The organism is Serratia sp. OS31 (assembly GCF_014164835.1).
Classification (GTDB): Bacteria; Pseudomonadota; Gammaproteobacteria; order Enterobacterales; family Enterobacteriaceae; genus Serratia; species Serratia liquefaciens_A.
Genome location: NZ_JACJFQ010000006.1, coordinates 107,519 through 133,249 on the forward strand (window position 1 = coordinate 107,519; position 25,731 = coordinate 133,249).

Consider the following 25,731-nt stretch of genomic DNA (forward strand, 5'->3'; position numbering starts at 1 on the left):
CATTAAATGAGTCAGAATGTTTATCAATTTATCGACCTGCAGCGCGTTGATCCGCCAAAGAAACCGCTGAAGATCCGTAAAATTGAGTTTGTAGAGATTTACGAGCCGTTTTCGGAAACTCAGGCGAAAGCGCAGGCGGACCGCTGCCTGTCTTGCGGTAACCCTTATTGCGAATGGAAATGCCCGGTTCATAACTACATTCCGAACTGGCTGAAGCTGGCGAATGAAGGCCGCATCATGGAGGCGGCGGATCTGGCGCACCAGACCAACAGCCTGCCGGAAGTCTGCGGCCGCGTTTGCCCACAGGATCGCCTGTGTGAAGGCTCTTGTACCCTCAACGATGAGTTCGGTGCGGTGACCATCGGTAATATCGAGCGCTATATCAGCGATAAAGCGATCGAAATGGGCTGGAAACCGGACATGTCCCATGTGCTGCCTACCGGCAAACGGGTGGCGGTCATCGGTGCCGGTCCTGCCGGCTTGGCCTGTGCCGATGTGCTGACCCGTAACGGTGTGAAAGCGGTGGTTTACGATCGCCATCCCGAGATCGGTGGCCTGCTGACCTTCGGCATTCCGGCCTTCAAGCTGGAAAAAGAAGTGATGGTGAAGCGCCGTGGCATCTTCAGCGAGATGGGCATTGAATTCCAGCTCAACACTGAAGTGGGCAAAGACATCGCCATGGAAACGCTGCTGAGTGAGTTTGACGCGGTGTTCCTTGGTGTCGGTACCTATCAGTCGATGCGCGGTGGCCTGGAGAATGAAGACGCGCCGGGGGTCTACGACGCATTGCCGTTCCTGATTGCCAACACCAAGCAGCTGATGGGTTATCAAGCCGAGCAGCATGAGCCGTATGTCAGCATGGAAGGCAAGCGCGTCGTGGTGCTGGGCGGCGGTGATACCGCGATGGACTGCGTACGCACCTCTATCCGCCAGGGCGCCACCGAGGTTATCTGCGCCTACCGTCGTGATGAAGCCAACATGCCAGGCTCCAAGCGCGAAGTGAAAAACGCGCGTGAGGAAGGGGTTGATTTCAAATTCAACCTGCAGCCGCTGAGCATCGAACTGAACAGCGCCGGCCGCGTCGCCGGTGTGAAAATGGTTCGTACCCAACTGGGTGCGCCAGACGCCAATGGTCGTCAGGTTGCAGAACAGGTGCCAGGCTCCGAGCACGTCATCGATGCCGATGCTGTGGTCATGGCGTTTGGTTTCCGTCCGCACCAGATGGACTGGCTGGCTGCCCACGACGTCGAACTCGACAAGCAAGGCCGCATCGTGGCACCGGAGAGCACGGATAATGCCTTCCAAACCAGCAACCCGAAAATCTTCGCCGGTGGCGATGCGGTTCGCGGTTCTGACCTGGTGGTCACGGCGATTGCCGAGGGGCGTAAAGCCGCCGATGGCATCATGAGCTATCTGGAAGTGTAATCTTCCGCTGACCTCCCCCCAAGGGCCCGCAGCCAAAACTGCCGGGCCTTTGTTTTTTCACTGCTGCCCACACGCTTTGTAACACCCCCTTTAACCCAACGCGCTATAGTATTGAGTTAGCATCACTCAGGGGCGCTGCTGCGTCTGATATCTTGATAAGGATAGCTAACCATGAAATTCTCCTTTCCCTTACTGACCGGCGCACTGCTGGTTGTCAGCTTCAATTCACTGGCCATGTCGCTCGACTCTCAGGAAGTGGGTTACAACATTGAGGCACGCGGTGCGGCGTCGGTGGTCGCTCAATTGGCTAAAGCAGGCCAGCTTGCCGCGGTAGAAAAAAATATCAAACTGGGCGACGATAACTGGATCGCGTTGGCCCCTAAACTGGCCAACGGCGGCAATGCCTCCTTTACCGCCGGCGTGAAGTCAGCCCTGTCTTCCGCGTTGGTCTATAACCCCGCGGCGGTGCTGCATGCTCTCGACAAAGGCAACAACTTACCGATCAACGATATCTGTACCGCGCCGCCGGAAGTGCAAGGCGATACCGCTATCACCACGTTCAAGCAGCGCGCCACCCATGCACTCACCACCGTGCGTATCGGCGACCTCAGTGCACCACGTGACGCCTGTATCGCCTCATTGAAAAGCTAAGCCAAGCTGGATCGCAGGCAATAAAAAAGGTCGCCGAAGCGACCTTTCATGCTCACTACCGCGGGGTTATTTCACCACGCGCAGTGCCGGGCGGCCACCACGTGGCGGCGGAGGCGGTTCATCGTCCGAATCGTTATCTTCACTCAGATCCGGCCGATCGCCATCAATCACCGACATCAGGCTTTCCGATGGGATCGTCTCATTGTCCAGGCCTTCAAACGTGCCTTCCACTTCATAAGCGGCTTCCGGTTCAAACATGGTACCTGCACCGTTCTCACGCGCATAGATCGCCAGCACGGCTGCCATTGGCACGGAAACCTGACGCGGCACACCGCCGAAACGTGCGTTGAAATGCACTTCGTCGTTGCCCAGTTCCAAATTGCCCACCGCACGCGGCGCAATGTTCAGAACAATCTGTCCATCGCGGGCGAATTCCATCGGCACTTGCACATCAGGACGCGTCACATCTACCACCAGGTGCGGTGTTAGCTGATTGTCCAGCAACCAGTCGTAGAACGCCCGCAGCAAGTACGGACGGCGTGGGGTCATCTGAGACATATCCATGACGCTTAGCCCCGAGTCTGCAGGCGCATTTCGCGCTCGGCTTCGGTCAGGGAGGCCAGGAAGGCATCGCGTTCGAACACGCGAGTCATGTAGCCTTTCAGCTCTTTGGAGCCAGCACCGCTCAGTTCAATGCCTAACTGCGGCAAACGCCACAGCAGCGGCGCCAGGTAGCAATCCACCAGGCTGAACTCTTCGCTCATGAAATACGGCGTCTGGCCAAAGATAGGGGCAATCGCCAGCAGCTCTTCGCGCAGTTGCCGGCGAGCTGATTCAGCTTCCTGGCCGTTGCTCTGCTCGATTTTGTACATCAGCGAATACCAGTTTTTCTCGATACGCAGCATCATCAGGCGGCTCTCGCCACGCGCGACCGGATAAACCGGCATCAACGGCGGGTGCGGGAAGCGCTCATCAAGGTATTCCATGATGATACGGGATTCATACAGGGTCAGTTCGCGATCGACCAGCGTAGGCACCGTCTGGTACGGATTGAGGTCAATCAGATCCTGCGGCAGGTTATCCAACTCAACCTGCTCAATCTCGACGCTGACACCTTTCTCCGCCAGTACGATACGTACTTGATGGCTAAAAATGTCGGTCGGGCCAGAGAACAGCGTCATTACCGAACGTTTGTTGGCAGCGACAGCCATGAAAACCTCCAAGTTATCTAGAAAATACTGCGAATAGCCCACTGACAGGCTGCTATCCTGAATGATCTTGACCGCAGGCCAGCAACTCGCAGCTAAACCTTAGGTCATAAAACCGGCCTCGGAGGTAAACTGATAACTGCTGCATGGCGAACAGGCGCAAAAGTGGATGATAGTTTACCAGATTTTGCTTGTTTTGTGGGGGCTGTGCGGCGAATTCGTATTGAATTGTCTGATATACCAAAGATTTTAGTAGCAGCAACGTGATTTTCAGGCATAAAAAAACCCGGTGAAGCACCGGGTTTTTGGCGTAAATTCCACTGCCGTAGCAGTAAAAAATTAACGCTTGGAGAACTGCGGACGGCGACGTGCTTTACGCAGACCGACTTTCTTACGTTCAACCTGACGGGCGTCACGAGTGACGAAGCCAGCTTTACGCAATTCTGCACGCAGAGTCTCGTCGTACTCCATCAGTGCACGGGTGATACCGTGACGGATAGCACCAGCTTGACCAGAGATACCACCACCTTTAACGGTGATGTACAGGTCAAATTTACCAACCATGTCAGTCAGTTCCAGCGGTTGACGAACTACCATGCGGGCAGTTTCGCGACCGAAGTACTGTTCCAGGCTGCGCTGGTTAATTACGATGTTACCACTGCCCGGCTTGATGAAAACGCGAGCGGCGGAGCTTTTGCGGCGACCAGTGCCGTAGTATTGATTTTCAGCCATTGCCTATAATCCCGATTAGATGTCAAGAACTTGCGGTTGCTGTGCCGCATGAGTGTGCTCGTTGCCCGCGTAAACTTTCAGTTTACGGAACATTGCACGACCCAACGGACCCTTTGGCAGCATGCCTTTAACCGCGATTTCAATCACGCGCTCAGGACGGCGGGCAATCATCTCTTCAAAGGTCGCTTGCTTGATACCACCGATGTGGCCGGTGTGGTGGTAATACACCTTGTCTGTACGCTTGTTGCCGGTTACAGCAACTTTTTCTGCGTTCAGAACGATGATGTAGTCACCGGTATCAACGTGCGGGGTGTATTCCGCTTTATGCTTGCCGCGCAGACGACGAGCCAGTTCAGTAGCGAGACGGCCTAAAGTTTTACCATCTGCATCAACAACGTACCAGTCGCGTTGAACGCTCTCTGGTTTAGCTGTAAAAGTTTTCATTAGAAAGCTTACCCAATAATTAGTTACACGTTGGTGAACACCCAAACGCTCGAAAACAGTTGAGGCTCACACGACCATACAAGTCCAGCAAACCTACCCCTTCGAATAGCCATTGCCGGCACTATAAAGTTTTTGGGAAAAAAAACTTTGTTGTAACGTGGGGTCGCAAGATTATAGAGAAGTAGCTCACAAAGATCGAACGCTTTTTGAATGGAAACGCAATTAATCGCCAGCAGCGGAAAATCGGGGCGCCAGCAGTAGCGCCCCCGGGCAATCACGGCAGATGCGGCAACTTGAGATACTCCTCGCTTTGCATCTCCTGCAGGCGTGACAGGCAGCGCTGGTACTCGAACTTCAGCCGCTCGCCCTGGTAAATCTCGAACATCGAGGCTTCGGCGGCGATCACCAACTTAACGTGGCGCTCGTAAAATTCGTCCACCAACGCCAGGAAGCGGCGTGCGGTATTTTCCTTTAGCGGCCCCATCACGCGCACATTATACAGGATAACGCTGTGGTAGAGGCGCGATAAGGCGATGTAATCAAGCTGGCTGCGTGCTTCCTCGCACAAGGTGTGAAAATCTACGGCCAGCACGCCGTCTACCGCGTGAATAACCTGCAGCGGCCGGTGATTGATCTGCAATACCGGTGCCGCTTCGCCTTTCTTGCCGGCCAGTTTCACGAACATCTGGTCCATGGCCTGTCGGGTTTGTTCATCCAGCGGCGTCAGATACAGGTGCGCCTGAGTCAGGGTGCGCAGACGATAATCAATGCCGGCGTCAACGTTCATCACATCGCAATATTCGTTAATCAAATCGATCGCCGGCAGGAAGCGCGCGCGCTGCAGACCGTTGCGATACAAATCGTCCGGCGGAATATTGGAGGTAGCGACCAGCGTGATGCCACGGGCAAACAGCGCCTGTAACAGCGTCGCCAGCAGCATGGCGTCGGTGATGTCTGAAACAAAGAACTCGTCGAAACACAGCACATCGGTTTGCGCCTTGAACCCATCAGCGATGATTTCCAGTGGGTTTTCCTGCCCCTGTAATTCGGTCAGCTCTTCGTGCACCCGCAGCATGAATCGGTGGAAATGCAGCCGTAGCTTGCGCTCACCCGGCAGGCTGTGGAAGAACATATCCATCAGCCAGGTTTTGCCACGCCCGACCCCGCCCCACATATATAAGCCCTGTACCGGGCGCTGTTTTGCCGTTTCGCTGCTTTTACCCAGCAGACGGCTCAGCTTGCCGCGCAGACCGCCGACCGGGGCACTGGCAACCGGTATTTGCTGCAAGGCCTGATAAATATGATCCAGCTGAGTCACGGCCTGGCGTTGAACCTCATCGGCCTGGTATTCCCCCGCAGCAAGCAGCCGCTGGTAGCGTGATAACGGTGATTGTGCCTGCATCTGTTCGATGTTCCCTAAGAACGCTTAGAAATTATTTAGCCCATTTTCGCGACATATTACGGCCGGTTAGCCCTCATATCGCCACAAATGCCCACTCTGAGCGGCGCTGAAAACCCTGCAAAAATCAGGTCAAAGCTCATCAGGATTCCACTCGGACAAGGTTAACGGTTATAGTGGATATTATTAAGTGAAAAATCCCTGCGGAACAACGAAGTCAAAATAGGAGTCATCATGACCTGGGAGTATGCGCTGATTGGTTTGGTGGTCGGTATCGTCATTGGTGCGGTAGCGATGCGTTTTGGTAACCGTAAATTACGTCAACAACAAGTTTTGCAGAACGAGTTGGATAAGAGCAAAACCGAGCTGGAAGAGTATCGTCAGGAGTTGGTCGGTCACTTTGCCCGCAGCGCCGAGCTGCTGGACAACATGGCACGCGATTATCGCCAGTTGTATCAGCATATGGCGAAAAGCTCCAACAACCTGCTGCCGGATCTGCCGATGCAGGAAAATCCGTTCCGCTATCGCCTGACCGAAGCCGAAGCGGATAACGACCAGGCGCCGGTAGAAATGCCGCGCGACTACTCCGAAGGTGCATCAGGCCTGCTGCGTGGCGAACGTCCACGTCGCGACTAAAAGCCGTTCTTCGCCCGTGGGCCAGCCCCACGGGTTTTTGATCCCCCTCATACTTATTCCCCTGCACTGAGCTATCCTTAACGCTGACGATTGAGTGAACTTTTCACGCAAATTCACGGTCTTACCCTTCACTATGGTATTGCTGCTGCTTTATCATCACTATTCCACCGGCAGGTATTGAGAGAGCTATTATCAATGAAGAAAAAGTCGTTAATTCTTAGTGCATTGGCAATGAGTATTGGCCTCACACTGACCTCCGTACCGGCTGCCACCGCCGCGATGCCCGTCGCCGTTCAGGGGCAGCCGCTGCCAAGCCTGGCGCCGATGCTGGAGAAGGTCTTGCCCGCAGTGGTCAGCGTGCATGTTGAAGGAACCCAGGTACAGCGCCAGCAAGTTCCGGAGGAGTTCAGACGCTTCTTTGGCCCAGGCGGCCCTGGGCAACAACAAAGCTCACGCCCGTTTGAAGGCTTGGGTTCCGGCGTCATCATCGACGCCGCCAAGGGTTATGTGCTGACCAACAACCACGTGATCAACAATGCCGACAAAATCAGCGTGCAGTTGAACGATGGCCGTGAAGTAGATGCCAAGCTGGTAGGCCGTGACGAACAGTCCGATATCGCCCTGCTGCAGCTCAACGACGTGAAAAACCTGACCGCTATCAAAATAGCGGACTCCGATAAACTGCGGGTCGGCGATTTCGCCGTGGCCGTCGGCAACCCGTTTGGCCTGGGCCAAACCGCCACTTCCGGCATCATTTCCGCCTTGGGCCGCAGCGGCCTGAACCTGGAAGGGTTGGAAAACTTTATTCAGACCGATGCGTCCATCAACCGCGGTAACTCCGGTGGCGCACTGGTTAACCTCAATGGTGAGCTGATCGGCATCAACACCGCCATTTTGGCGCCAAGCGGCGGCAACGTCGGTATCGGTTTTGCCATTCCGAGCAACATGGCGCAGAACCTCAGCCAGCAGTTGATAGAATTTGGCGAAGTGAAACGCGGGCTGCTGGGCATTAAAGGCAGTGAAATGACGGCTGATATGGCCAAAGCCTTTAATACCGACGCGCAACGCGGGGCATTCGTCAGTGAGGTGCTACCGAAATCCGCCGCGGCCAAGGCGGGTATCAAGGCCGGCGACATCCTGGTTTCGGTCGACGGCAAGCCCGTCAGCAGTTTCGCCGAACTGCGCGCCAAGGTCGGTACCACCGCACCGGGGAAAACCATCAAGGTCGGCCTGCTGCGCGACGGCAAACCGCAGGAAGTTTCCGTTACGCTGGATAACAGCGAAAGCGCCTCAACCAATGCCGAAACGCTTTCCCCAGCCCTGCAGGGGGTTTCACTCAGCAACGGGGCAATCCCAAGCGGTGAAAAAGGCGTGAAGATCGACAAAGTGGATAAAGGCTCTGCGGCTGCACAAATCGGGCTGCAGAAAGACGATGTGATCATTGGCGTCAACCGCCAGCGAATTGAGAACATCACGGCGTTGCGCAAGGTGCTTGAGGCCAAACCACCGGTCATGGCGCTGAACATCGTGCGCGGCGGCGAAACCATTTATCTGCTGCTGCGCTGATCGTATATTTGTTTAAAAACCGGGCGCGGTGACATACTGCGCCCGGTATTCTCATGTTATCCTCCCGGTATCTTTCATCTCACGTACTAAAACTCCATGTTTGCTAAGCTCTTGCGCTCCGTCGTTATTGGTCTAATCGTTGCCGGCCTGCTGCTGGTTGCTTTGCCCGTGCTACGTTCTTCCAATGCTTTGTTCGCAGAAAAACATGATAATACCCGTGATGAAACGCCCGTCAGTTACAACAAGGCGGTGCGACGTGCCGCGCCTGCCGTAGTCAATATCTACAACCGCAACATGAACGGCACCGCCAACGTGCTGTCGCTGGGTTCTGGCGTGATCATGAATGAACGCGGCTATATCCTGACCAATCGACACGTGATCAAGGATGCGCAACAAATTACCGTGGTCGTGCAGGACGGTCGCCGCTATGAGGCGCTGCTGGTCGGCTCAGACAGCCTGACCGATCTGGCGGTGCTGAAAATAGATCAGGGCAACCTGCCGGTGATCCCGATTAATAACGCGCGCACCGCGCACGTGGGTGACGTCGTGCTGGCGATTGGCAACCCTTATAACCTCGGCCAGACCGTGACTCAGGGGATCCTCAGCGCCACAGGCCGTATCAGTATGAGCACCACCGGGCGCCAGACCTTCCTGCAGACCGATGCCTCGATTAACCGCGGCAACTCGGGCGGTGCTTTGGTCAACTCCCTGGGCGAGTTAATCGGCATCAATACCCTGACCTACGATAAAATCACCGACGGTGAAACGCCGGAAGGCCTGGGCTTCGCCATTCCCATCGAACTGGCCACCAAGATTATGGACAAGCTGATCCGCGACGGCCGCGTCATTCGGGGTTATTTTGGTATTCAGGGCAAAGAGATTATTCCGCTGCGCTCGTCCAATTCCGGTATCGATCGCCTGCAGGGCATTATCGTGACTGAAATTACTCAGGGCGGGCCGGCAGGCAACGCCGGTTTCCATATTAACGACGTGATCATTAACGTGGACAACAAGCCTGCGATATCGGTGTTGGAGACCATGGATCAGGTGGCCGAGATACGCCCGGGTACGGAAATTCCGGTGGTGGTCCTGCGCGAAGGCAAACGCATCACGCTGAAGATGACCGTGGGTGAATTCCCGGAAGACAATAATTAAAAAGGCCCGGCAATGCCGAGCCCTCAATACTGCATTGACTACGCCGGAGCCAGGCCCCGGCGTCAGACAAATTACTCGCCTTTCACACGCTCGATATTAGCACCCAGCGCGCGCAGCTTGTCTTCAATACGCTCATAACCACGGTCGATGTGATAGATACGATCGACCACGGTCACGCCGTCGGCGATGCAACCGGCCAATACCAGGCTGGCAGAAGCACGCAGATCGGTCGCCATCACCTGAGCACCCGACAGTTGCTCAACGCCGTGGCAAATCACGGTGTTGCTCTCGATCTCAGCGTGTGCGCCCATGCGGATCAGCTCAGGCACATGCATGAAGCGGTTTTCAAAGATGGTTTCGGTGATCACGCCGGTGCCTTCCGCAACCAGGTTCAGCAGGCTGAACTGAGCCTGCATATCGGTCGGGAACCCCGGGTGTGGCGCAGTACGCACGGTCACCGCTTTAGGGCGTTTGCCATGCATATCCAGGCTGATCCAGTCTTCGCCCACTTCGATATCCGCACCGGCTTCGCGCAGCTTGGCCAACACGGCATCCAGCGTATCAGGACGGGTGTCGCGACACATCACCTTGCCGCCGGAAACGGCTGCAGCAATCAGGAAAGTGCCGGTCTCGATGCGATCCGGCAGAACGCGGTAAACGCCGCCGCCCAGACGTTCAACGCCCTCGATGGTAATGCGGTCACTGCCGGCACCGGTGATTTTTGCGCCCAGCGTGTTGAGGAAGTTGGCGGTATCGACAATTTCCGGTTCGCGCGCCGCATTCTCAATCACGGTGGTACCGGTCGCCAGGGTGGCAGCACTCATGATGGTCACGGTAGCGCCCACGCTGACCTTGTCCATAACGATGTGCGCGCCCTTCAGGCGGCCATCGACGGAAGCTTTAACATAGCCTTCTTCCAGTTTGATCTCTGCACCGAGCTGTTCCAGACCTGTAATGTGCAGATCGACCGGACGCGCACCGATGGCGCAGCCGCCCGGCAGAGAAACCTGACCACGACCGAAACGGGCAACCAACGGCCCCAACGCCCAGATAGAGGCGCGCATGGTTTTCACCAGATCGTAGGGCGCACAGAACTCGTTCACGCCGCTGGCGTCAACGAATACGGAGCCGTTGCGTTCAATCTTGGTGCCTAATTGGCTGAGTAGCTTAATGGTGGTGTCGATGTCCTTCAGCTTCGGGACATTCTGCAACTCGACCGGCTCTTCCGCTAACAATGCGGCGAACAGGATCGGCAGGGCGGCGTTTTTAGCCCCGGAAATAGCCACTTCACCGCTGAGGCGGGTCCGGCCCTGCACACGAAATTTATCCATTTGACTACTCTCTGTTATCTAAACTGACGCTGCCCGCCCCGCTGGGCAAACAGCCTTAAAATCCGTTGAGTTTGCGATCTCGCTGCCACTCTTCAGGGGTGTACGCCTTAATCGACAAGGCGTGAATACGGTTGTCCGCAATGTATTCCATCAGCGGCGCATAGACCGTCTGTTGTTTCTTGACGCGGCTCATGGCGGCAAACAGCTCACCGACCACGATCACCTGAAAATGGCTGCCGTCGCCGGTAACATGTGCTTCTTCCAGTGCCAATGCGCGCATCAGCACATCTTTAATCTCGCTATTTTCCATAGTATCCAGTTCTGTATCAAAAGGATCATAATCAGCCTGATATCTTAGTGGAATACGACGTTTTCTTAAACTAAAGAAAAAGCCCCTGTTGTACAGGGGCTTTCTGGGGAGAAAACGTCTTCATCCAGTCGAAAATCGGGCTAACCAGCGGTATCGACAGGCATTATTGCTTGCAGATTGTACAATGCGATCAGCGTTTTCAGGCGATCGCCGGCGCCAGAAATTTTTAACTCCACGCCATGTTGGCGCTGCTGTTCGCGCAGATGCACCAGCAGTGCCAGCCCGGACGAGTCCACCCGCTGCAGTTGAGTCACGTCGATAGCGGTTTTATCCGCCAGCAACGTTTCCCGCTGTTCCCACAGCGGCAGCAGCGTTTCCCGATCCAGTGCACCGCGCAGGATCAGGGTCTGTTGCTGCGATTCAAAGCTGAGTGCCGCTGACATCAGTTTTTCTGATCCAGCGTAATCGGCTGAGCCGCCGCCGCTTGCAGTTGCTTGGTCAGGCCGTCGATCCCCTGGGTACGCAGCGTAGAAGCCCACTCGTTCTGCTTGGTGGTAATCATGCTGACGCCTTCGGCGATCATGTCATAGGCCTGCCAGTGACCGGTTTTGGTGTTTTTGCGCCACTGGAAGTCCAGACGCACCGGCGGACGACCGCCGTTGTCGATGATGGTCACGCGGATCGCCACAATGCTGGCGTCGCCCAGCGGCTTCTCGGGTTCAATCTGATAAGTTTGGCCGTGGTACATCGCCAGCGCCTGGCCGTAAGCCTGTTCCAGATAGGACTGGAATGCGGTGAAGTAGGCTTCACGCTGCGCCGGCGTCGCTTCTTTGTAAAAACGGCCCAGCACCAGCGCACCGGCATATTTGACCTGCACAAACGGCATCAGCTCCTGATGCACCACGGAACGCAGGTAGTTCGGGTCCTGCTTGATCTTCGGCTGCTCGGTTTTCAGACGGGTGAAGGTCTTCTCAGCCGCGTCTTGCATCAGGCTGTAAGGATTGGTCTGATCGACCGCATTCGCCAGCGGTGCGACCACCAGCAGGGCAACCATAAGTAAACGTTTAAACATGCAGGTTTCCTCTCTTAATGAATAGGGGCAGCGGCTTGCGGGGCAGCGCCGGCAGCCGGCTGAGCAGCCGCGTCTCCCGTTTTGGCTGCATCATCCTGACCGCCGCTCTTATACAGGAACTGGCCGATCAGATCTTCCAGAACCATGGCTGATTTGGTGTCCTGAATAGTACCGCCGTCTTTCAAAATGGCCGTGCCCATGTCCGGATCTTCAAAACCGACGTTCAGCGCCAGATATTGCTCCCCCAGCAGGCCGGAGGTGCGGATAGCCAGCGAGCTGGTGTCCGGGATCTGGTCGTATTTATCCTGGATATCCAGGGCTACGCGCGGCGTATAGGTTTTAGGATCGAGCGTGATATCAGCCACTCGGCCAATCATCACACCGCCGATTTTCACCGGAGAACGCGCTTTCAGACCGCCGATGTTATCGAAGGTCGCATAGATGCGGTATGTCGGCTCGTTACCGATCGACTTAATGTTCGCCACTTGCAGGCACAGAAACACGATGGCGCACAGCGCAATCAGCATAAATGCCCCAACCCAGATTTCACTCTTCTTCGTTTGCATCGAATCAATTCCCAAACATCAGTGCTGTCAGCACGAAATCCAATCCCAACACCGCCAGTGACGAATGTACCACGGTACGGGTCGTTGCCCGGCTTATCCCTTCAGAGGTCGGTACGGCATCATACCCGTTGAAGATGGCAATCCAGGTCACGGTGATGGCAAATACCACGCTCTTGATCAGGCAATTGAGCAGGTCTTTTTTCCACTCAACGGCGCCCTGCATGGCCGACCAGAAGAAGCCGCTGTCAATGCCCTTCCAGTCTACGCCAACCACCGAGCCGCCCCAGATGCCGATAGCGACAAAAATCATCGTCAGCAATGGCATGCTGATCAAACCGGCCCAGAAGCGCGGCGCAACGATACGCCGCAGCGGATCGACGGCCATCATTTCCAGACTGGAGATTTGTTCCGTTGCCTTCATCAGGCCAATTTCGGCCGTCAATGCAGAGCCGGCACGTCCGGCAAACAGCAGCGCGGTGACCACCGGGCCCAGTTCACGCAGCAGCGATAACGCCACCATCATGCCCAGGCTGGCTTCGGCGCTGTAAGTGGTGAGCACCAGATAGCCCTGCAACCCCAGCACCATACCGATAAACAACCCGGAAACCACGATGATCAGCAGCGACTGCACGCCAACGCTGTGCAACTGCTTGAGCAACAGTGGCCACTGCCTGCGCGGCTCAGGCCGCCCGACCAGCGCGTTGAACAGCATCAACCCGGCGCGCCCAAAGCTGGCGCTGGTGTTGATGCCACGGCGTCCTAACGACGCTAACGCCCGTAATAACATCAGCTTATTTACTCCCTAAACCTAACAGCTCGGCCTGGTAATCGCCGGCCGGATAACGGAAGGGTACCGGCCCATCGGCAATACCATCCAGGAACTGGCGCACGCGTGCATCAGGATTGTTCTGTAATTGCTGCGCCGTGCCTTCGGCTATCACCCGATGATCGGCCACAATGTAAGCGTAGTCGGCGATGCTCAGCACTTCCGGCACGTCATGCGAAACCACGATGCAGGTGATGCCCAGCGCGTGATTCAGCTCATCGATCAGCTTGACCAGCACGCCCATGGTGATGGGATCCTGGCCGACGAAAGGCTCGTCGAACATGATCATCTCCGGATCGAGCGCAATCGCACGCGCCAGCGCAGCTCGCCGCGCCATGCCGCCTGACAATTCATTCGGCATCAGATCGGCCGCTCCCCGCAGCCCCACCGCTTCCAGCTTCATCATCACCGTGCTGCGCAGAATGGGCTCCGGCAAACGGCTATGTTCCCGCAGCGGGTAAGCCACGTTTTCGAACACCGTCAGATCGGTAAACAGCGCGCCAGACTGAAACAGCATGCTCATTTTCTTGCGCGCTTCATACAGTTGATGGCGAGACAACGCGGGAATGTTATCGCCATCAAACCAGATTTCACCGCTGTCCGGTGCCAGCTGACCGCCGATCAGACGCAGCAGCGTCGTTTTGCCAATACCGGACGGCCCCATGATCGCCGTGACCTTGCCACGGGGAACCGTCAGGTTGATATCTTCGAATATCAGTCGATCGCCGCGCGAGAACGTCATGTCGCGAACTTCGACCAGATTCTCTGCCTTCTGGTGCATGTTAATTGATCCTTTACGGGTCATTTTTGCCAAATCTACCCACGATGTTAAAGCAACGGGCGCAATGCGTCTCATCTTTACAAAAACTTACCGCCATTTCGCTACCAATGGTGCCATAGGTTTTACTTTTACGCGCCACCCGGTCAAAATTGGCGCCATAACGAAAAAAAACGAAAGTGTTCATATATTAGCCGGGAAAACCCGTTGCTGCGGTTTTAACCTGCGCAACGGAGGGCAAAGCAAGATAGCCGAATTACGGCTTTTAACCAACGAACCGGGATGATACCCAACAAAGGACCCTGCATGTTTCTCGCGATAGCTTTATTAATCGTTGGTTTATTTTTACTGGTATATGGTGCAGACCGCTTAGTTTACGGTGCTGCGGTAATTTCCCGTTCACTCGGCGTGCCACCGCTGATTATCGGTATGACCATCGTCGGCATCGGCACTTCACTGCCGGAGCTGTTTGTGTCGACCACTGCGGCATTGAACGGGCAAATCGATATGGCCGTGGGGAACGTATTAGGTTCCAACATCACGAATATTTTGCTGATCCTCGGCGTTGCCGCGCTGATACACCCGCTGGCGGCGCGATCCGAAGTGTTGCGGCGCGAACTGCCGCTGATGTTGGCGGTCACAGTATTGTGCGGTTTCGTGCTGATGGACGGCACGCTGAGCCGGCAGGATGGCGTGCTGCTGTTGGCCGCCGCCGCGATATTTATTCTGTTGATGTTGAAAATTGCCCGGTTGGCGCAGCGTGAAGGCAGCGACAGCCTGACCGTGGAGCAACTCGCCGAACTGCCGCAGGACAGCAGCAACACCGTGGCGGTGTTGTGGCTGGTGCTGGCGTTTATCATTCTGCCGCTGTCTTCCAAAATGGTGGTCGATAACGCCACGGTCATCGCGCACTATTTCGGTATGAGTGAGTTGGTGGTGGGCCTGACCGTCATTGCCATCGGCACCAGCCTGCCGGAGCTGGCCACGTCGATCGCCGGCGCACTCAAGGGCGAAGATGATATGGCGATTGGCAATATCATCGGCTCCAACATTTTCAACACGGTGATCGTGCTGGGCGTGCCCGCCCTGCTGTCTCCGGGGACCGTCGATGGTGCCGCCTTCCATCGCGATTACTGGGTCATGCTGGCCGTCAGCATTGTGCTCAGCGCCCTGTGCATCGGGCGCAAACATCGCATCGGTCATCTGGCCGGCGCTCTGTTATTATGTGGTTTTATTGCGTACCTTGCGGTGCTGTTTTTTAACCCTTTCAATTCATTTAGCTATAGCCTCTAGCTTTCAAGTTGCAGCCAGGCGACAAACTCACTCATCCCCAGGTGCCTGCTCAGGTAAGTCACCGGGATGAGTGGATACGGCGCTGTAATTTGAGAGATGACGGGTATGACCGATGGGAATGAGCATGTCGAACATTCAGTTGCAACCGGGCTTTGATTTTCAGCAGGCAGGCAAAGAAGTGCTGCAGATTGAGCGTGACGGGCTGGCCCAGCTCGATCAATACATCAATGCAGACTTTACCCGCGCCTGCGAGTTGATCGCCGAATGCAGCGGCAAAGTGGTTGTGATGGGCATGGGTAAATCCGGGCACATCGGCTGCAAGATTGCCGCCACCTTCGCCAGCACCGGAACGCCGTCGTTCTTTGTTCATCCGGCCGAGGCCAGCCATGGCGATCTCGGCATGGTCACCGCACAGGATATCGTGCTCGCCATTTCCAATTCGGGTGAGTCCAACGAAATACAGGCGCTGATCCCGGTGTTGAAACGTCAGCGTATCCCGCTGATCTGCATGACCAACAACCCGGAAAGTTCGATGGGCAAGGCGGCGGATATTCACCTGTGCATCAAGGTGCCACAGGAAGCCTGCCCACTCGGCCTGGCGCCGACCACCAGCACCACCGCCACGTTGGTGATGGGCGATGCGTTGGCCGTCGCACTGTTAAAAGCTCGCGGTTTCACGCCGGAAGATTTTGCGTTATCGCACCCAGGGGGCGCTCTGGGCCGCCGCCTGCTGCTGCGCGTATGCGACATCATGCACAGCGGCGATGAAATTCCTCACGTCAGCGCCGATGCATCGCTGCGCGACGCGCTGCTGGAAATTACCCGAAAAAATCTGGGCATGACGGTTATCTGCGATGATTTGATGAAAATTGCCGGTATCTTCACCGACGGTGACCTGCGCCGGATTTTCGATATGGGCATCAATCTCAACGAGGCCCGCATTGTCGATGTCATGACGCTCGGCGGCGTGCGGGTACGCCCGAACCTGCTGGCGGTCGACGCGCTGAATCTGATGCAGCAACGTCACATCACCGCACTGCTGGTTGCCGATGGCGACCAATTGCTGGGTGTGGTACATATGCATGACATGCTGCGCGCCGGCGTCGTTTAACTATGGAAGAGAACTCAATGAGTCTGGTTGAAACCTGCTACGGGCCTGTAGAGCAAGAGGTCATGGCGCGTGCCGGCAAAATCCGCCTGCTGATTTGTGATGTCGACGGCGTGCTGTCAGACGGCCTGATTTTCATGGGCAACAATGGCGAAGAATTAAAAGCGTTTAACGTACGCGACGGTTACGGCATCCGCTGCCTGAAAACCTCGGATATCGAAGTGGCAATCATTACCGGTCGCTCCGCCAAGCTGTTGGAAGACCGGGCTAAAACGCTCGGCATCACGCACCTTTATCAAGGGCAATCCGATAAGCTTTTGGCCTTCCGCGAACTGTTGGATACACTGTCGCTGACGGCAGATCAGGTCGCCTATATCGGCGACGACCTGATCGACTGGCCGGTGATGGCGCAGGTTGGCCTGGCGGTCGCGGTGGCAGATGCGCACCCGCTGCTGACGCCACGGGCCCATTATGTTACCCGCATTGCCGGCGGCCGCGGTGCGGTACGTGAGCTGTGCGACATTATTCTTTTGGCTCAAAACAAGCTGGAAGACGCCAAAGGGCTATCGATATGAGTAAAACCAAACTTTGGATCACCGTGCTGCTGGCGGTGATCGCACTGGCGCTGATTGGCTGGAACATGACGGATTTCAGTGATGATACGGCTCCGGGGCCGGTGAACAGCCAGGACCCGACTTATCAGAGCCAGCATACGGTCACCATAGTGTACAATCCGACCGGCAAGCTGAGTTACAAGCTGGTGGCGGAAGACGTGAAGTACTATACAGCCGATGAATTAAGCTGGTTCACCCAACCGGTGATGACGCTGTTTGATGAAAACGCGGTGGCCACCTGGTCAGTTCGCGCCGACCGCGCCAAACTGACTAAAGACCGGATGCTGTATCTTTACGGCCACGTCGAGGTGAACAGCCTGACCACCACGTCGCAGCTGGAAAAAATTAAAACAGACAATGCTCAGGTGAACCTGGTGACCCAGGATGTGGCTTCGGATGACGAAGTGACGCTCTACGGGACGAACTTCACCTCTAACGGCATGAAAATGCGTGGGAACCTGCGGGCCAAGACCGCTGAGCTGATTGATAAGGTTAAGACCAACTATGAAATTCAAAACCAACAAACCAAGCCGTAATCTGTTAATCGGCAGCTTGATTTTGGCCGCCAGCGCCCCCGCATGGGCGCTGAAGTCCGACTCCAATCAGCCGGTGAGCATCGACTCGCTGAAACAGTCTCTGGACATGCAGAGCAACGTCAGCACCTTTACTGATAACGTGGTGATCAAACAAGGCACCATCGATATCAAAGCGGACAAAGTCGTGGTCACCCGCCCGGGCGGCGATCAGAACAAAACTTATATTGAAGCCTTTGGCAACCCGGTCACCTTCTATCAGATGCAAGACAGCGGCAAGCCGGTGAAAGGCCATGCTCAGAAGGTGCGTTACGATGTGGCGTCTCAGTTGGTGACCCTGACCGGGAACGCCTATCTGGAACAGCTCGACAGCAACGTCAAGGGCGATCGCATCACCTACCTGGTGCAACAGCAGCAAATGCAGGCGTTTAGCGATAAAGGCAAACGCGTGACTACGGTTCTGGTACCGTCGCAGTTGCAAGACAAAAACGGGCAAAACAAGAGTAACTAATCACTTATGGCTACACTCATCGCAGAAAACCTGGCGAAAGCCTACAAGGGCCGCAAAGTCGTTGAAGACGTCAGCCTGAAAGTGAAATCCGGCGAAATCGTCGGCCTGCTGGGGCCAAACGGCGCCGGCAAGACCACCACTTTCTACATGGTGGTCGGTATCGTTCAGCGTGACGCCGGGCGTATCGTGATTGACGAAGAAGACATCAGCCTGCTGCCGCTGCACGCCCGTGCGCGTCGTGGCATCGGCTATCTGCCGCAGGAAGCCTCGATCTTCCGCCGTCTGAGCGTTTACGACAACCTGATGGCAGTGCTGGAGATCCGTGACGATCTCAGCAGCGAACAGCGGGCGGACCGTGCGGTAGAGCTGATGGAAGAGTTCCATATCTCCCACCTGCGCGACAACCTGGGCCAGGCGCTGTCCGGTGGCGAACGTCGCCGCGTGGAGATCGCCCGTGCGCTGGCGGCTAACCCGAAATTCATCCTGCTGGATGAACCCTTCGCCGGGGTTGACCCGATTTCCGTTATCGACATTAAAAAAATTATCGAGCACTTGCGTGACAGCGGCCTGGGCGTGCTGATCACCGACCACAACGTGCGCGAAACGCTGGACGTGTGTGAACGCGCCTATATCGTCAGCCAGGGCAAACTGATTGCTCACGGCACGCCTGATGCTATTCTGGCCGATGAGCAGGTAAAACGCGTTTATCTGGGCGAAGAATTCCGCCTCTGAGTGCCGGCGCGTCCTGATGGACGACTGTTAACGGAAGTAGACTGAAGAATATGAAGCAAGGTTTGCAACTCAGGTTTAGCCAACAACTGGCCATGACCCCCCAGCTCCAGCAGGCCATACGCCTGCTGCAGTTGTCCACGCTTGAGCTCCAGCAGGAGATACAGCTGGCGTTAGAGAGCAATCCACTGCTTGAACAAACCGATTTGCACGAAGAAATCGACGCTAAAGAGACCACCGAAACCGAAGGTTTGGACACCCGGGAGGCGCTGGAGCAAAAGGACATGCCCGAAGAGCTGCCGCTGGACGCCACCTGGGACGAGATCTATACCGCCGGCACTCCGTCAGGGACCCGCACCGATTACAGTGACGATGAACTGCCGGTGTATCAGGGCGAAACCACCCAAACCCTGCAGGATTACCTGATGTGGCAGGTGGATCTGACGCCGTTTTCCGATACCGATGCCGCCATCGCCACCTCAATCGTCGACGCCGTCGATGACACCGGCTATCTCACCGTGCCGCTGGAAGACATTCTGGAGAGCATCGGTGACGAGAATGTGACAATGGACGAAGTCGAAGCGGTATTGAAGCGCGTGCAGCGGTTTGATCCGGTTGGCGTCGCGGCGCGCGACCTGCGCGATTGTCTGCTGGTCCAGCTTTCCCAGTATGCCAAAGACACCCCTTACCTCGCAGAAGCACGCCTGATCATCAGCGAACATCTGGACCTGTTGGCGAACCACGACTTTCGCAGCCTGATGCGAACAACGCGCTCAAAAGAAGATACACTGAAAGAAGCGATGCTGCTGATCCAGTCACTCGATCCGCGTCCAGGCCAGTCGATCAACACCGGCGAATCTGAGTACGTGATCCCGGACGTGCTGGTACGCAAAGTGCAGGATGTGTGGACGGTCGAGCTCAACAGCGACAGCATCCCAAGGCTGAAGATAAACCAGCAGTATGCCGCACTGGGCAACACTGCGCGTAACGACAGCGACGGTCAGTACATCCGCAGCAATCTGCAGGAAGCGAAATGGCTGATCAAGAGCCTGGAAAGCCGCAACGACACCCTGCTGAAAGTTTCGCGCTGCATCGTCGAGCAGCAGCAGGCGTTCTTTGAGCAAGGCGCGGAATTTATGAAGCCCATGGTGCTGGCGGATATCGCTCAGGCCGTGGAGATGCATGAATCGACAATTTCACGCGTGACCACGCAGAAGTTTTTGCACAGTCCGCGCGGCATTTTCGAATTGAAGTATTTCTTCTCAAGCCACGTGAATACCGACAGCGGAGGCGAAGCTTCCTCTACGGCGATCCGCGCGGTGGTGAAGAAATTGATTGCGGCGGAAAACCCCGCCAAACCGCTCAGCGACAGCAAGCTGGCCACCCTGCTCTCCGATCAGGGGATCATCGTGGCACGGCGTACCGTCGCCAAGTACCGAGAGTCTTTGTCCATCCCGCCGTCCAACCAGCGTAAACAGTTGGTTTGACCTCTATTGAGAAGGAAGACACTATGCAGCTCAACATTACCGGACACCACATCGAAATCACCGAACCCTTGCGTGAGTTCGTGAACACCAAGTTCGCCAAACTCGAACAGTATTTTGACCGCATAAATCAGGTGTATGTCGTGCTTAGTGTGGAAAAAGTGCAGCAGATTGCGGAAGCGACGGTGCACGTGAATGGAGGCGAGTTGCACGCCACCTCGGAAGACGAGAACATGTATGCGGCAATTGATACCCTGATCGACAAACTGGCGCGTCAATTGAACAAACATAAAGACAAACTGAAACAACACTGACATTCTGGGCCGTTTCCGTCAGCGGGTACGGCTCAAACGTAGCCTCGGCCATCGGCGCGTTACCTGTTTGGGTACGCGCCGATAAGCCATCAGGGTTAAACAAGGCGAAAAATCACCTCACAAGCCTGCTTGCTGGTGTGGTTTTAAGTGAAGATGAGATGAACAACGAAACAATGCAGTTAAGCTCGGTATTAAATATCGAGTGCACCAGAAGCTCTGTACATTGCACCAGCAAGAAGCGGGCTTTGGAAATTATTAGCGAACTGGCCGCCAAACAGCTCAACCTGTCACCCCAGGTGGTGTTTGACGCGGTTCTCACCCGCGAGCGCATGGGCAGCACCGGTATCGGCAACGGTATCGCCATTCCCCATGGCAAACTGGAAGAGGACACACTGCGGGCCGTTGGCGTGTTTATTCGTCTCGACCAACCTATCGCCTTCGACGCCATTGATAACCAGCCGGTCGATCTGCTGTTCGCCCTGCTGGTGCCGGCCGACCAATGTAAAACCCATTTGCATACCCTGTCTCTGGTCGCCAAGCGTCTGGCCGACAAAACAGTATGCCGTCGCCTGCGCGCGGCGCAAAGTGACGAAGAGCTTTACCAAATCATCACCGAGTAACGCCCGGCTGGCGTGACTTCCAGCCCGGATAACGATACTGTTTAGCCATGATGGATTCCGGTTCAGGCCGGAATAATAAAGTTTCTAACGGTGGCGATAGACGCCGCCGAGATGCCAGGGGGAGTTGCCACATGGTGCTGATGATTGTCAGCGGCCGTTCCGGTTCAGGGAAATCCGTCGCCTTGCGGGCGCTGGAAGACATGGGTTTTTACTGCGTTGATAACCTGCCCGTGGTACTGCTGCCGCAGCTTGCCAATACGCTGGCGGAACGCAACAGCTCCGCGGCGGTAAGCATCGACGTGCGTAACATGCCGGAATCGCCGGAAGTGTTTGAATATGCGATGACCCAACTGCCGGACAGCTTTTCGCCGCAGTTGCTGTTCCTCGACGCTGACCGTAACACACTGATCCGCCGTTACAGTGATACTCGCCGCTTACACCCGCTGTCCAGCAAGAACCTGTCGCTGGAAAGCGCCATCGACGAAGAAAGCGATCTGCTTGAGCCGCTGCGTTCACGGGCCGATCTGATCATCGACACCTCGGAAATGTCGGTGCATGAACTGGCCGAAATGCTGCGTACCCGTTTACTGGGCAAACGCGAGCGCGAACTGACCATGGTGTTTGAATCCTTCGGCTTTAAACACGGCATCCCGATCGACGCCGATTACGTGTTCGACGTGCGTTTCCTGCCGAACCCACACTGGGACCCTAAACTTCGCCCGATGACCGGCCTGGATAAACCCGTCGCCTCATTCCTCGATCGCCACACTGAAGTGCACAACTTTATCTACCAGACCCGCAGCTATCTGGAACAGTGGCTGCCGATGCTGGAAACCAACAACCGCAGCTACCTGACGGTGGCCATTGGCTGTACCGGCGGTAAGCACCGTTCAGTCTACGTGGCAGAACAGTTGGCCGACTACTTCCGCTCACGCGGCAAGAACGTGCAATCGCGCCACCGCACGCTGGAAAAACGTAAACAATGACGGTCAAGCAAACGGTTGAAATCAAAAACAAACTGGGCATGCACGCCCGCCCGGCGATGAAGCTGTTCGAGCTGGTGCAGAGTTTTGACGCCGAAGTGATGCTGCGTAACGACAGCGGCACCGAGGCCGAAGCCAGCAGCGTGATTGCGCTGCTGATGCTGGACTCCGCGCAGGGGCGCCATATCGAGGTGGAAGCCACCGGCCCGGATGAGGTAAAAGCGCTGGCCGCAGTGGTTGAGCTGATTAATTCCGGTTTTGACGAAGACTAGTTTCCACGCAGCGAAGAAGCCAGTATCAAGAACGCGCCCATCAAGGCGCGTTCAGACTGTTGACAAACATATAATGTTTGGCGGCAGACGTTAAAGGTTTTGAAAATAAATTAGGAAAATCAATTTATTGATTTTCGGCTGATAACACAAAGGGGGAAAAACCACGCTTTTATCCCCCTTTGTCAATAACCTAAACGCGCCCATCAAGGCGCGTTCAACATTTGTGAGACATCCCCAATTCCCCGTGCATACCAAATAGAAACATCTTGCCTCTCTGCAAAACCGATCCCAACGATTGCAACAACCATAACAAACTGATTTTATTATTTAATAATAAATCTACAGTGACTTCTCAACAGCAAAACACCGACATATTACGCCGCCGTTCGCCGCAGAGACAAACAATGAAGTTTACAATTTGTGAACTAATAGCTCAGCCGCTACAATGATGACAGGGCATGAATGAGGGAGCGATGCATATAATTTCAAGGGAACCGTTCAACGAGGCCGCTATCCGCTACCCCAACGAAGCAGCCTCTCTCAACACAATCTACAAAACGCTGCGCCGAGGGACGTTCCATACACCGGAAGAATTAAAATCCCTTTTCCCCAGCCTGGACCGAATGAAGTACAAAGCAAAATGGTGGGTCATTGATGTCGGAGGAAATCATCTCAGGATCTTATTCTTTGCCAGCTTTGATACCCAGAAAATATTTGTTAAACAGATAGTGACTCACGCAGAGTACGACAGATTACTGCAGCAGTACCGGAGGAACCCAAAATGATCACCGATGCGCTTAAGGCCACCCATGAGCTGTTGCGCGCCATTCCCTTGTTAGGTGGTAGCACCTCGCCGCAGGATTACCGTGATGCTCTGGCGTTAGTGGAACACCTGCTTGAAACCGACGAGCGCCACCCGCTGATTGACGTTCTGGCAGCCAAGATCGCCGAGTATGAAGATAACAGCCCTGATTTTGCGGAGTTCAATCAGCGCATCGCACAGCTACCGCAAGGCGTAGCCGCGCTCAGCGTACTGATGGAGCAATACGGTCTCAGCCAAAGCGACTTCGAAAACGAGATCGGCAAAAAGTCACTGGTGAGCCAAATTCTAAGCGGAAAGCGATCGCTGACCATCCCCCATATCATGGCGCTGGCAAAACGTTTCAACCTGCCGCCGGCCTTGTTCTTGCCAGAAACCCGTTAGGGAGGGAACCCCAGTGCTAGATCCGGCTCAAGCAGTCCAGCGCCACCGCCTTGAAGCTGTCGAAGTTGTCGCTGCCCAACAGGCGGCTCATTGAGCGTTCACGTACAAAGGTGACGAACAGTTCGTAAATTGCCATCGCTTCTTCGTAATCGCTTTTGCTGATCGCCAATAGGAAGATCACGTGGGCGATTTCGCCCTCTCCCCAGACCACACCCTGCGGTGCCAGCAACGTCACCACCACGGTTTTTTTCGCCAACAGGCCCAGCGAGTGCGGCAGTGCGATCCCCTCGCCCAGCAGCGTGGAAACAATCGCCTCGCGCTCTACGACCGACGGATAAAAGTCATCACCCACGTAGCCTTCGCGCTCAAGTTGGCTGCACACTTTCTGAAACAATTGCGCCTGAGTCAGCGGCTCGTTCACCACCATAAAATGGTCGGCGTCGAAAAACTTCTCCAGCATATAGGGCTTGGTGCGATCCACCAGCACCAGCTTACCCAGCTGTTCGAGCTGATATTCGGTCGGGAACGGCGACATCACTACTACCGGTTTGTTCTTTTCGCTGACCCGCGCGTTGGAAATGACAAAGTCTTCGTCGATATGATTGAGCACCTCGTAATCGCGTAGCGAAACGATGCGCGTCATCACCAACTGCGGGTATTTGCGTGCGATTTGCGCCTGGATCATCCGGACCGTCGAGTTGCCGGTATCGCAGACCAACATCACCTGCGGATGGCGTTCGTAGCCGATGTTGTAATGCCGCTCCAGGCCAACGCCAATGTGCAGCACCAAATAGCCGATCTCGTTTTCACTCAGGGTGTAAGGCGTGTATTTTCCCCAGCTCGATACGGCCGCCAGCGTTACGTCGTAGGCCATCGGGTAGTGCTGCTTGATGTTCGCCAACAACGGGTTGGGGATATTAATCTGGTACTTCACCCGGGTGATCATGGTTTTGATGTGGGTGAGCAGATCGGCCCGCAGCTGTTTGTCCCCCTGCAGGTTGTAGTTATAGTGCGAATTGATATACGACAGGATGTAATCCACCAGCGCCTCTTCATCGTCGGCGTTGATCTCGGTCGGCTGCACCTCCTGCACGCGACGCGCGGCGATATTGACCCGCAGATAAGCCTCCTCCGCCACCGAGACCTCTTTGCCGCTGGCTTTGCGTAACTCCCCGGCTAACCAGGTAGAGGCCTTGCGCACCGCGTCATCACCGTCCTCAACGTCAAAGTCCGGCAGCGGATAGCCGTCGGTAATACGCCGCAATGCCACCGCACAGTAGAAAATCAGGTACTGCTCACCTTCGTCGGTCAGACGAATAGCATATTGCGACAGCAGCGGATGCAGCAGCCCGGCAAAGGTCGCCACCTGCGGTTGCCGCAGGATCTCATTGTTAAGCAACGGGTTCTCGGCGTCGGCCAAATGCAGTTGGAATAACAAGTCGGTCAGACAGGCACGGATCGCCATCTCCGAGCCGAACAGCTTCATGCCGTAGCGCGGCTTGGTCTCGATGGTCAATTGATAGTGTGCCAGGCGCTCCCTCACCTCAGCCATGTCGTTTTGCAGCGTGCCGCGGCTGACAAACCATTCATCGGCTAAATCTTCCAGCTTCAGAGAAAAGGCTGAGGTCAAAAAACGAACCAGCAGATAGTGCACCCGCTCCTGTGCGCTGCGCGGCGTCGCGTGCTTTTTACGCTCCTGATGCTGCAGGGCGCTGAACAACCTGGCGTCATCCACCTGCAGGCGATAGCCCGCCCCGCGGCTATGCACAAAGTGCGCACCATACTTTTCCAAAATATCGTTCAGCGCGGTGATGTCAGCGCGTACGGTTCGGGTGGACACAGCGAAGCGCTTCGCCAGCTCATCCTGAGGCAAGGTTTCGGACTGCAAAGCATCAAACAGATAGGCCAAACGCGGGTAGGGAAATCGCACCATTCTCTTTCCGTCAATTAGAGTGCCCGCCAGGAGG

General features: G+C 55.6%; 32 protein-coding genes. 19 read left to right on the forward strand and 13 right to left on the reverse strand.

The window, feature by feature from the left end; genetic code table 11:
- The first annotated feature begins 6 nt into the window (after positions 1–6).
- Entirely contained in the window at positions 7–1,425 is a 1,419-nt protein-coding gene (locus H5P17_RS07645) for a glutamate synthase small subunit (RefSeq protein ID WP_044553650.1), read from the forward strand.
- Positions 1,426–1,596: 171 nt separating this feature from the next.
- On the forward strand, positions 1,597–2,076 hold the full coding sequence (locus H5P17_RS07650; protein WP_044553652.1) for a hypothetical protein: 480 nt from the start codon (positions 1,597–1,599) through the stop codon (positions 2,074–2,076).
- A 66-nt stretch (positions 2,077–2,142) separates the two neighbouring features.
- On the opposite strand, the gene sspB is transcribed toward H5P17_RS07650, so the two are convergent.
- The 5 genes from sspB to zapE form a co-directional block, all read right to left on the reverse strand.
- A complete protein-coding gene (gene sspB, locus H5P17_RS07655) occupies positions 2,143–2,640 on the reverse strand; it encodes a ClpXP protease specificity-enhancing factor (protein ID WP_044553654.1) in 498 nt (165 codons plus the stop codon).
- A gap of 5 nt (positions 2,641–2,645) precedes the next feature.
- Positions 2,646–3,287 (reverse strand): stringent starvation protein SspA, encoded by a 642-nt coding sequence (gene sspA, locus H5P17_RS07660; protein ID WP_012147043.1) that lies wholly within the window; start codon positions 3,285–3,287, stop codon positions 2,646–2,648.
- A 336-nt stretch (positions 3,288–3,623) separates the two neighbouring features.
- On the reverse strand, positions 3,624–4,016 hold the full coding sequence (gene rpsI, locus H5P17_RS07665) for a 30S ribosomal protein S9 (RefSeq protein WP_020831838.1): 393 nt from the start codon (positions 4,014–4,016) through the stop codon (positions 3,624–3,626).
- 15 nt (positions 4,017–4,031) lie between these two features.
- Positions 4,032–4,460, reverse strand: a complete 429-nt coding sequence (rplM, locus tag H5P17_RS07670; RefSeq protein WP_020831840.1) for a 50S ribosomal protein L13 — start codon at positions 4,458–4,460, stop codon at positions 4,032–4,034.
- A 274-nt stretch (positions 4,461–4,734) separates the two neighbouring features.
- On the reverse strand, positions 4,735–5,862 hold the full coding sequence (gene zapE / locus H5P17_RS07675) for a cell division protein ZapE (protein WP_182822167.1): 1,128 nt from the start codon (positions 5,860–5,862) through the stop codon (positions 4,735–4,737).
- A gap of 231 nt (positions 5,863–6,093) precedes the next feature.
- Here zapE and zapG point away from each other — a divergent pair, with 231 nt between their 5' ends.
- The 3 genes from zapG to degS all read left to right on the forward strand — a co-directional run bounded on the left by zapG (position 6,094) and on the right by degS (position 9,216).
- Entirely contained in the window at positions 6,094–6,495 is a 402-nt protein-coding gene (gene zapG, locus H5P17_RS07680) for a Z-ring associated protein ZapG (protein WP_020831844.1), read from the forward strand.
- Between the two features lie 195 nt (positions 6,496–6,690).
- Positions 6,691–8,061 carry a serine endoprotease DegQ gene (gene degQ / locus H5P17_RS07685; RefSeq protein ID WP_182822168.1) on the forward strand — a complete coding sequence of 457 codons (1,371 nt, stop codon included), beginning with the start codon at positions 6,691–6,693 and terminating at the stop codon, positions 8,059–8,061.
- A 96-nt stretch (positions 8,062–8,157) separates the two neighbouring features.
- The gene (gene degS, locus H5P17_RS07690; RefSeq protein ID WP_044553661.1) at positions 8,158–9,216 is read left to right on the forward strand and encodes an outer membrane-stress sensor serine endopeptidase DegS; all 1,059 of its coding nucleotides are present in this window, start codon (positions 8,158–8,160) and stop codon (positions 9,214–9,216) included.
- A 71-nt stretch (positions 9,217–9,287) separates the two neighbouring features.
- On the opposite strand, the gene murA is transcribed toward degS, so the two are convergent.
- The 7 genes from murA to mlaF all read right to left on the reverse strand — a co-directional run bounded on the left by murA (position 9,288) and on the right by mlaF (position 14,102).
- Positions 9,288–10,547, reverse strand: coding sequence for a UDP-N-acetylglucosamine 1-carboxyvinyltransferase (gene murA / locus H5P17_RS07695; protein WP_020831849.1), 1,260 nt, complete (start codon positions 10,545–10,547; stop codon positions 9,288–9,290).
- 55 nt (positions 10,548–10,602) lie between these two features.
- A complete protein-coding gene (ibaG, locus tag H5P17_RS07700) occupies positions 10,603–10,857 on the reverse strand; it encodes a BolA family iron metabolism protein IbaG (protein WP_044553663.1) in 255 nt (84 codons plus the stop codon).
- A gap of 140 nt (positions 10,858–10,997) precedes the next feature.
- On the reverse strand, positions 10,998–11,300 hold the full coding sequence (gene mlaB / locus H5P17_RS07705) for a lipid asymmetry maintenance protein MlaB (protein WP_044553664.1): 303 nt from the start codon (positions 11,298–11,300) through the stop codon (positions 10,998–11,000).
- Positions 11,300–11,929: a phospholipid-binding protein MlaC gene (gene mlaC / locus H5P17_RS07710; protein ID WP_182822169.1), complete on the reverse strand. Its 630-nt coding sequence runs from the start codon at positions 11,927–11,929 to the stop codon at positions 11,300–11,302. Before mlaC ends, mlaB begins: the two co-directional genes overlap by 1 nt.
- 14 nt (positions 11,930–11,943) lie before the next feature.
- Positions 11,944–12,495, reverse strand: coding sequence for an outer membrane lipid asymmetry maintenance protein MlaD (gene mlaD, locus H5P17_RS07715; RefSeq protein ID WP_041415008.1), 552 nt, complete (start codon positions 12,493–12,495; stop codon positions 11,944–11,946).
- Positions 12,496–12,499: 4 nt separating this feature from the next.
- The gene (gene mlaE, locus H5P17_RS07720) at positions 12,500–13,282 is read right to left on the reverse strand and encodes a lipid asymmetry maintenance ABC transporter permease subunit MlaE (RefSeq protein WP_044553668.1); all 783 of its coding nucleotides are present in this window, start codon (positions 13,280–13,282) and stop codon (positions 12,500–12,502) included.
- 4 nt (positions 13,283–13,286) lie between these two features.
- A complete protein-coding gene (gene mlaF, locus H5P17_RS07725; RefSeq protein ID WP_129941635.1) occupies positions 13,287–14,102 on the reverse strand; it encodes a phospholipid ABC transporter ATP-binding protein MlaF in 816 nt (271 codons plus the stop codon).
- Between mlaF and H5P17_RS07730 the strand changes: the two genes are divergently transcribed.
- The 14 genes from H5P17_RS07730 (at position 14,101) to H5P17_RS07795 (ending at position 23,764) form a co-directional block, all read left to right on the forward strand.
- Positions 14,101–14,385, forward strand: a complete 285-nt coding sequence (locus H5P17_RS07730) for a hypothetical protein (RefSeq protein ID WP_182822170.1) — start codon at positions 14,101–14,103, stop codon at positions 14,383–14,385. The genes mlaF and H5P17_RS07730 overlap by 2 nt on opposite strands.
- A gap of 20 nt (positions 14,386–14,405) precedes the next feature.
- Positions 14,406–15,392 carry a calcium/sodium antiporter gene (locus H5P17_RS07735; RefSeq protein ID WP_182822171.1) on the forward strand — a complete coding sequence of 329 codons (987 nt, stop codon included), beginning with the start codon at positions 14,406–14,408 and terminating at the stop codon, positions 15,390–15,392.
- Positions 15,393–15,516: 124 nt separating this feature from the next.
- Entirely contained in the window at positions 15,517–16,503 is a 987-nt protein-coding gene (gene kdsD / locus H5P17_RS07740; protein WP_044553673.1) for an arabinose-5-phosphate isomerase KdsD, read from the forward strand.
- Positions 16,504–16,520: 17 nt separating this feature from the next.
- Entirely contained in the window at positions 16,521–17,075 is a 555-nt protein-coding gene (kdsC, locus tag H5P17_RS07745; RefSeq protein ID WP_044553674.1) for a 3-deoxy-manno-octulosonate-8-phosphatase KdsC, read from the forward strand.
- Entirely contained in the window at positions 17,072–17,650 is a 579-nt protein-coding gene (gene lptC, locus H5P17_RS07750; protein ID WP_044553675.1) for an LPS export ABC transporter periplasmic protein LptC, read from the forward strand. The genes kdsC and lptC overlap by 4 nt, the downstream gene beginning before the upstream one ends.
- Positions 17,619–18,158: a lipopolysaccharide ABC transporter substrate-binding protein LptA gene (gene lptA / locus H5P17_RS07755; RefSeq protein WP_020831865.1), complete on the forward strand. Its 540-nt coding sequence runs from the start codon at positions 17,619–17,621 to the stop codon at positions 18,156–18,158. Before lptC ends, lptA begins: the two co-directional genes overlap by 32 nt.
- Positions 18,159–18,164: 6 nt before the next feature.
- Positions 18,165–18,890 (forward strand): LPS export ABC transporter ATP-binding protein, encoded by a 726-nt coding sequence (gene lptB / locus H5P17_RS07760; RefSeq protein ID WP_020831867.1) that lies wholly within the window; start codon positions 18,165–18,167, stop codon positions 18,888–18,890.
- 50 nt (positions 18,891–18,940) lie between these two features.
- Entirely contained in the window at positions 18,941–20,374 is a 1,434-nt protein-coding gene (gene rpoN, locus H5P17_RS07765; protein ID WP_044553676.1) for an RNA polymerase factor sigma-54, read from the forward strand.
- Positions 20,375–20,397: 23 nt separating this feature from the next.
- Entirely contained in the window at positions 20,398–20,685 is a 288-nt protein-coding gene (gene hpf / locus H5P17_RS07770) for a ribosome hibernation promoting factor (protein ID WP_004948547.1), read from the forward strand.
- A 158-nt stretch (positions 20,686–20,843) separates the two neighbouring features.
- Positions 20,844–21,305: a PTS IIA-like nitrogen regulatory protein PtsN gene (gene ptsN / locus H5P17_RS07775; protein WP_099062098.1), complete on the forward strand. Its 462-nt coding sequence runs from the start codon at positions 20,844–20,846 to the stop codon at positions 21,303–21,305.
- 131 nt (positions 21,306–21,436) lie between these two features.
- Complete coding sequence (gene rapZ, locus H5P17_RS07780; protein ID WP_012147065.1) at positions 21,437–22,291, forward strand: RNase adapter RapZ; 855 nt, start codon at positions 21,437–21,439, stop codon at positions 22,289–22,291.
- Positions 22,288–22,560 carry a PTS phosphocarrier protein NPr gene (gene npr / locus H5P17_RS07785; RefSeq protein WP_044553677.1) on the forward strand — a complete coding sequence of 91 codons (273 nt, stop codon included), beginning with the start codon at positions 22,288–22,290 and terminating at the stop codon, positions 22,558–22,560. The genes rapZ and npr overlap by 4 nt, the downstream gene beginning before the upstream one ends.
- 473 nt (positions 22,561–23,033) lie before the next feature.
- Positions 23,034–23,345, forward strand: a complete 312-nt coding sequence (locus H5P17_RS07790; RefSeq protein ID WP_182822241.1) for a type II toxin-antitoxin system HigB family toxin — start codon at positions 23,034–23,036, stop codon at positions 23,343–23,345.
- Complete coding sequence (locus H5P17_RS07795; RefSeq protein ID WP_182822172.1) at positions 23,342–23,764, forward strand: type II toxin-antitoxin system HigA family antitoxin; 423 nt, start codon at positions 23,342–23,344, stop codon at positions 23,762–23,764. Before H5P17_RS07790 ends, H5P17_RS07795 begins: the two co-directional genes overlap by 4 nt.
- A gap of 16 nt (positions 23,765–23,780) precedes the next feature.
- Here the strand turns inward: H5P17_RS07795 and H5P17_RS07800 are convergent, their stop codons facing one another.
- Positions 23,781–25,697 (reverse strand): transcription antiterminator, encoded by a 1,917-nt coding sequence (locus H5P17_RS07800; protein ID WP_182822174.1) that lies wholly within the window; start codon positions 25,695–25,697, stop codon positions 23,781–23,783.
- Positions 25,698–25,731 lie beyond the last annotated feature (34 nt).

Coding starts and splice junctions, on each gene's coding strand:
- lptC (WP_044553675.1), top strand. CDS start 17,072: ATGAGTAAAACCAAACTTTGGATCACCGTGCTGCTGGCGGTGATCGCA.
- H5P17_RS07730 (WP_182822170.1), top strand. CDS start 14,101: ATGTTAATTGATCCTTTACGGGTCATTTTTGCCAAATCTACCCACGAT.
- mlaD (WP_041415008.1), bottom strand. CDS start 12,495: ATGCAAACGAAGAAGAGTGAAATCTGGGTTGGGGCATTTATGCTGATT.
- H5P17_RS07650 (WP_044553652.1), top strand. CDS start 1,597: ATGAAATTCTCCTTTCCCTTACTGACCGGCGCACTGCTGGTTGTCAGC.
- H5P17_RS07790 (WP_182822241.1), top strand. CDS start 23,034: ATGCATATAATTTCAAGGGAACCGTTCAACGAGGCCGCTATCCGCTAC.
- mlaB (WP_044553664.1), bottom strand. CDS start 11,300: ATGTCAGCGGCACTCAGCTTTGAATCGCAGCAACAGACCCTGATCCTG.
- npr (WP_044553677.1), top strand. CDS start 22,288: ATGACGGTCAAGCAAACGGTTGAAATCAAAAACAAACTGGGCATGCAC.
- H5P17_RS07795 (WP_182822172.1), top strand. CDS start 23,342: ATGATCACCGATGCGCTTAAGGCCACCCATGAGCTGTTGCGCGCCATT.
- kdsD (WP_044553673.1), top strand. CDS start 15,517: ATGTCGAACATTCAGTTGCAACCGGGCTTTGATTTTCAGCAGGCAGGC.
- mlaC (WP_182822169.1), bottom strand. CDS start 11,929: ATGTTTAAACGTTTACTTATGGTTGCCCTGCTGGTGGTCGCACCGCTG.
- mlaE (WP_044553668.1), bottom strand. CDS start 13,282: ATGTTATTACGGGCGTTAGCGTCGTTAGGACGCCGTGGCATCAACACC.
- rpsI (WP_020831838.1), bottom strand. CDS start 4,016: ATGGCTGAAAATCAATACTACGGCACTGGTCGCCGCAAAAGCTCCGCC.
- kdsC (WP_044553674.1), top strand. CDS start 16,521: ATGAGTCTGGTTGAAACCTGCTACGGGCCTGTAGAGCAAGAGGTCATG.
- sspB (WP_044553654.1), bottom strand. CDS start 2,640: ATGGATATGTCTCAGATGACCCCACGCCGTCCGTACTTGCTGCGGGCG.
- zapG (WP_020831844.1), top strand. CDS start 6,094: ATGACCTGGGAGTATGCGCTGATTGGTTTGGTGGTCGGTATCGTCATT.
- ptsN (WP_099062098.1), top strand. CDS start 20,844: ATGAACAACGAAACAATGCAGTTAAGCTCGGTATTAAATATCGAGTGC.
- murA (WP_020831849.1), bottom strand. CDS start 10,547: ATGGATAAATTTCGTGTGCAGGGCCGGACCCGCCTCAGCGGTGAAGTG.
- rplM (WP_020831840.1), bottom strand. CDS start 4,460: ATGAAAACTTTTACAGCTAAACCAGAGAGCGTTCAACGCGACTGGTAC.
- rapZ (WP_012147065.1), top strand. CDS start 21,437: ATGGTGCTGATGATTGTCAGCGGCCGTTCCGGTTCAGGGAAATCCGTC.
- H5P17_RS07735 (WP_182822171.1), top strand. CDS start 14,406: ATGTTTCTCGCGATAGCTTTATTAATCGTTGGTTTATTTTTACTGGTA.
- ibaG (WP_044553663.1), bottom strand. CDS start 10,857: ATGGAAAATAGCGAGATTAAAGATGTGCTGATGCGCGCATTGGCACTG.
- zapE (WP_182822167.1), bottom strand. CDS start 5,862: ATGCAGGCACAATCACCGTTATCACGCTACCAGCGGCTGCTTGCTGCG.
- degS (WP_044553661.1), top strand. CDS start 8,158: ATGTTTGCTAAGCTCTTGCGCTCCGTCGTTATTGGTCTAATCGTTGCC.
- degQ (WP_182822168.1), top strand. CDS start 6,691: ATGAAGAAAAAGTCGTTAATTCTTAGTGCATTGGCAATGAGTATTGGC.
- H5P17_RS07800 (WP_182822174.1), bottom strand. CDS start 25,697: ATGGTGCGATTTCCCTACCCGCGTTTGGCCTATCTGTTTGATGCTTTG.
- hpf (WP_004948547.1), top strand. CDS start 20,398: ATGCAGCTCAACATTACCGGACACCACATCGAAATCACCGAACCCTTG.
- lptB (WP_020831867.1), top strand. CDS start 18,165: ATGGCTACACTCATCGCAGAAAACCTGGCGAAAGCCTACAAGGGCCGC.
- mlaF (WP_129941635.1), bottom strand. CDS start 14,102: ATGCACCAGAAGGCAGAGAATCTGGTCGAAGTTCGCGACATGACGTTC.
- lptA (WP_020831865.1), top strand. CDS start 17,619: ATGAAATTCAAAACCAACAAACCAAGCCGTAATCTGTTAATCGGCAGC.
- rpoN (WP_044553676.1), top strand. CDS start 18,941: ATGAAGCAAGGTTTGCAACTCAGGTTTAGCCAACAACTGGCCATGACC.
- H5P17_RS07645 (WP_044553650.1), top strand. CDS start 7: ATGAGTCAGAATGTTTATCAATTTATCGACCTGCAGCGCGTTGATCCG.
- sspA (WP_012147043.1), bottom strand. CDS start 3,287: ATGGCTGTCGCTGCCAACAAACGTTCGGTAATGACGCTGTTCTCTGGC.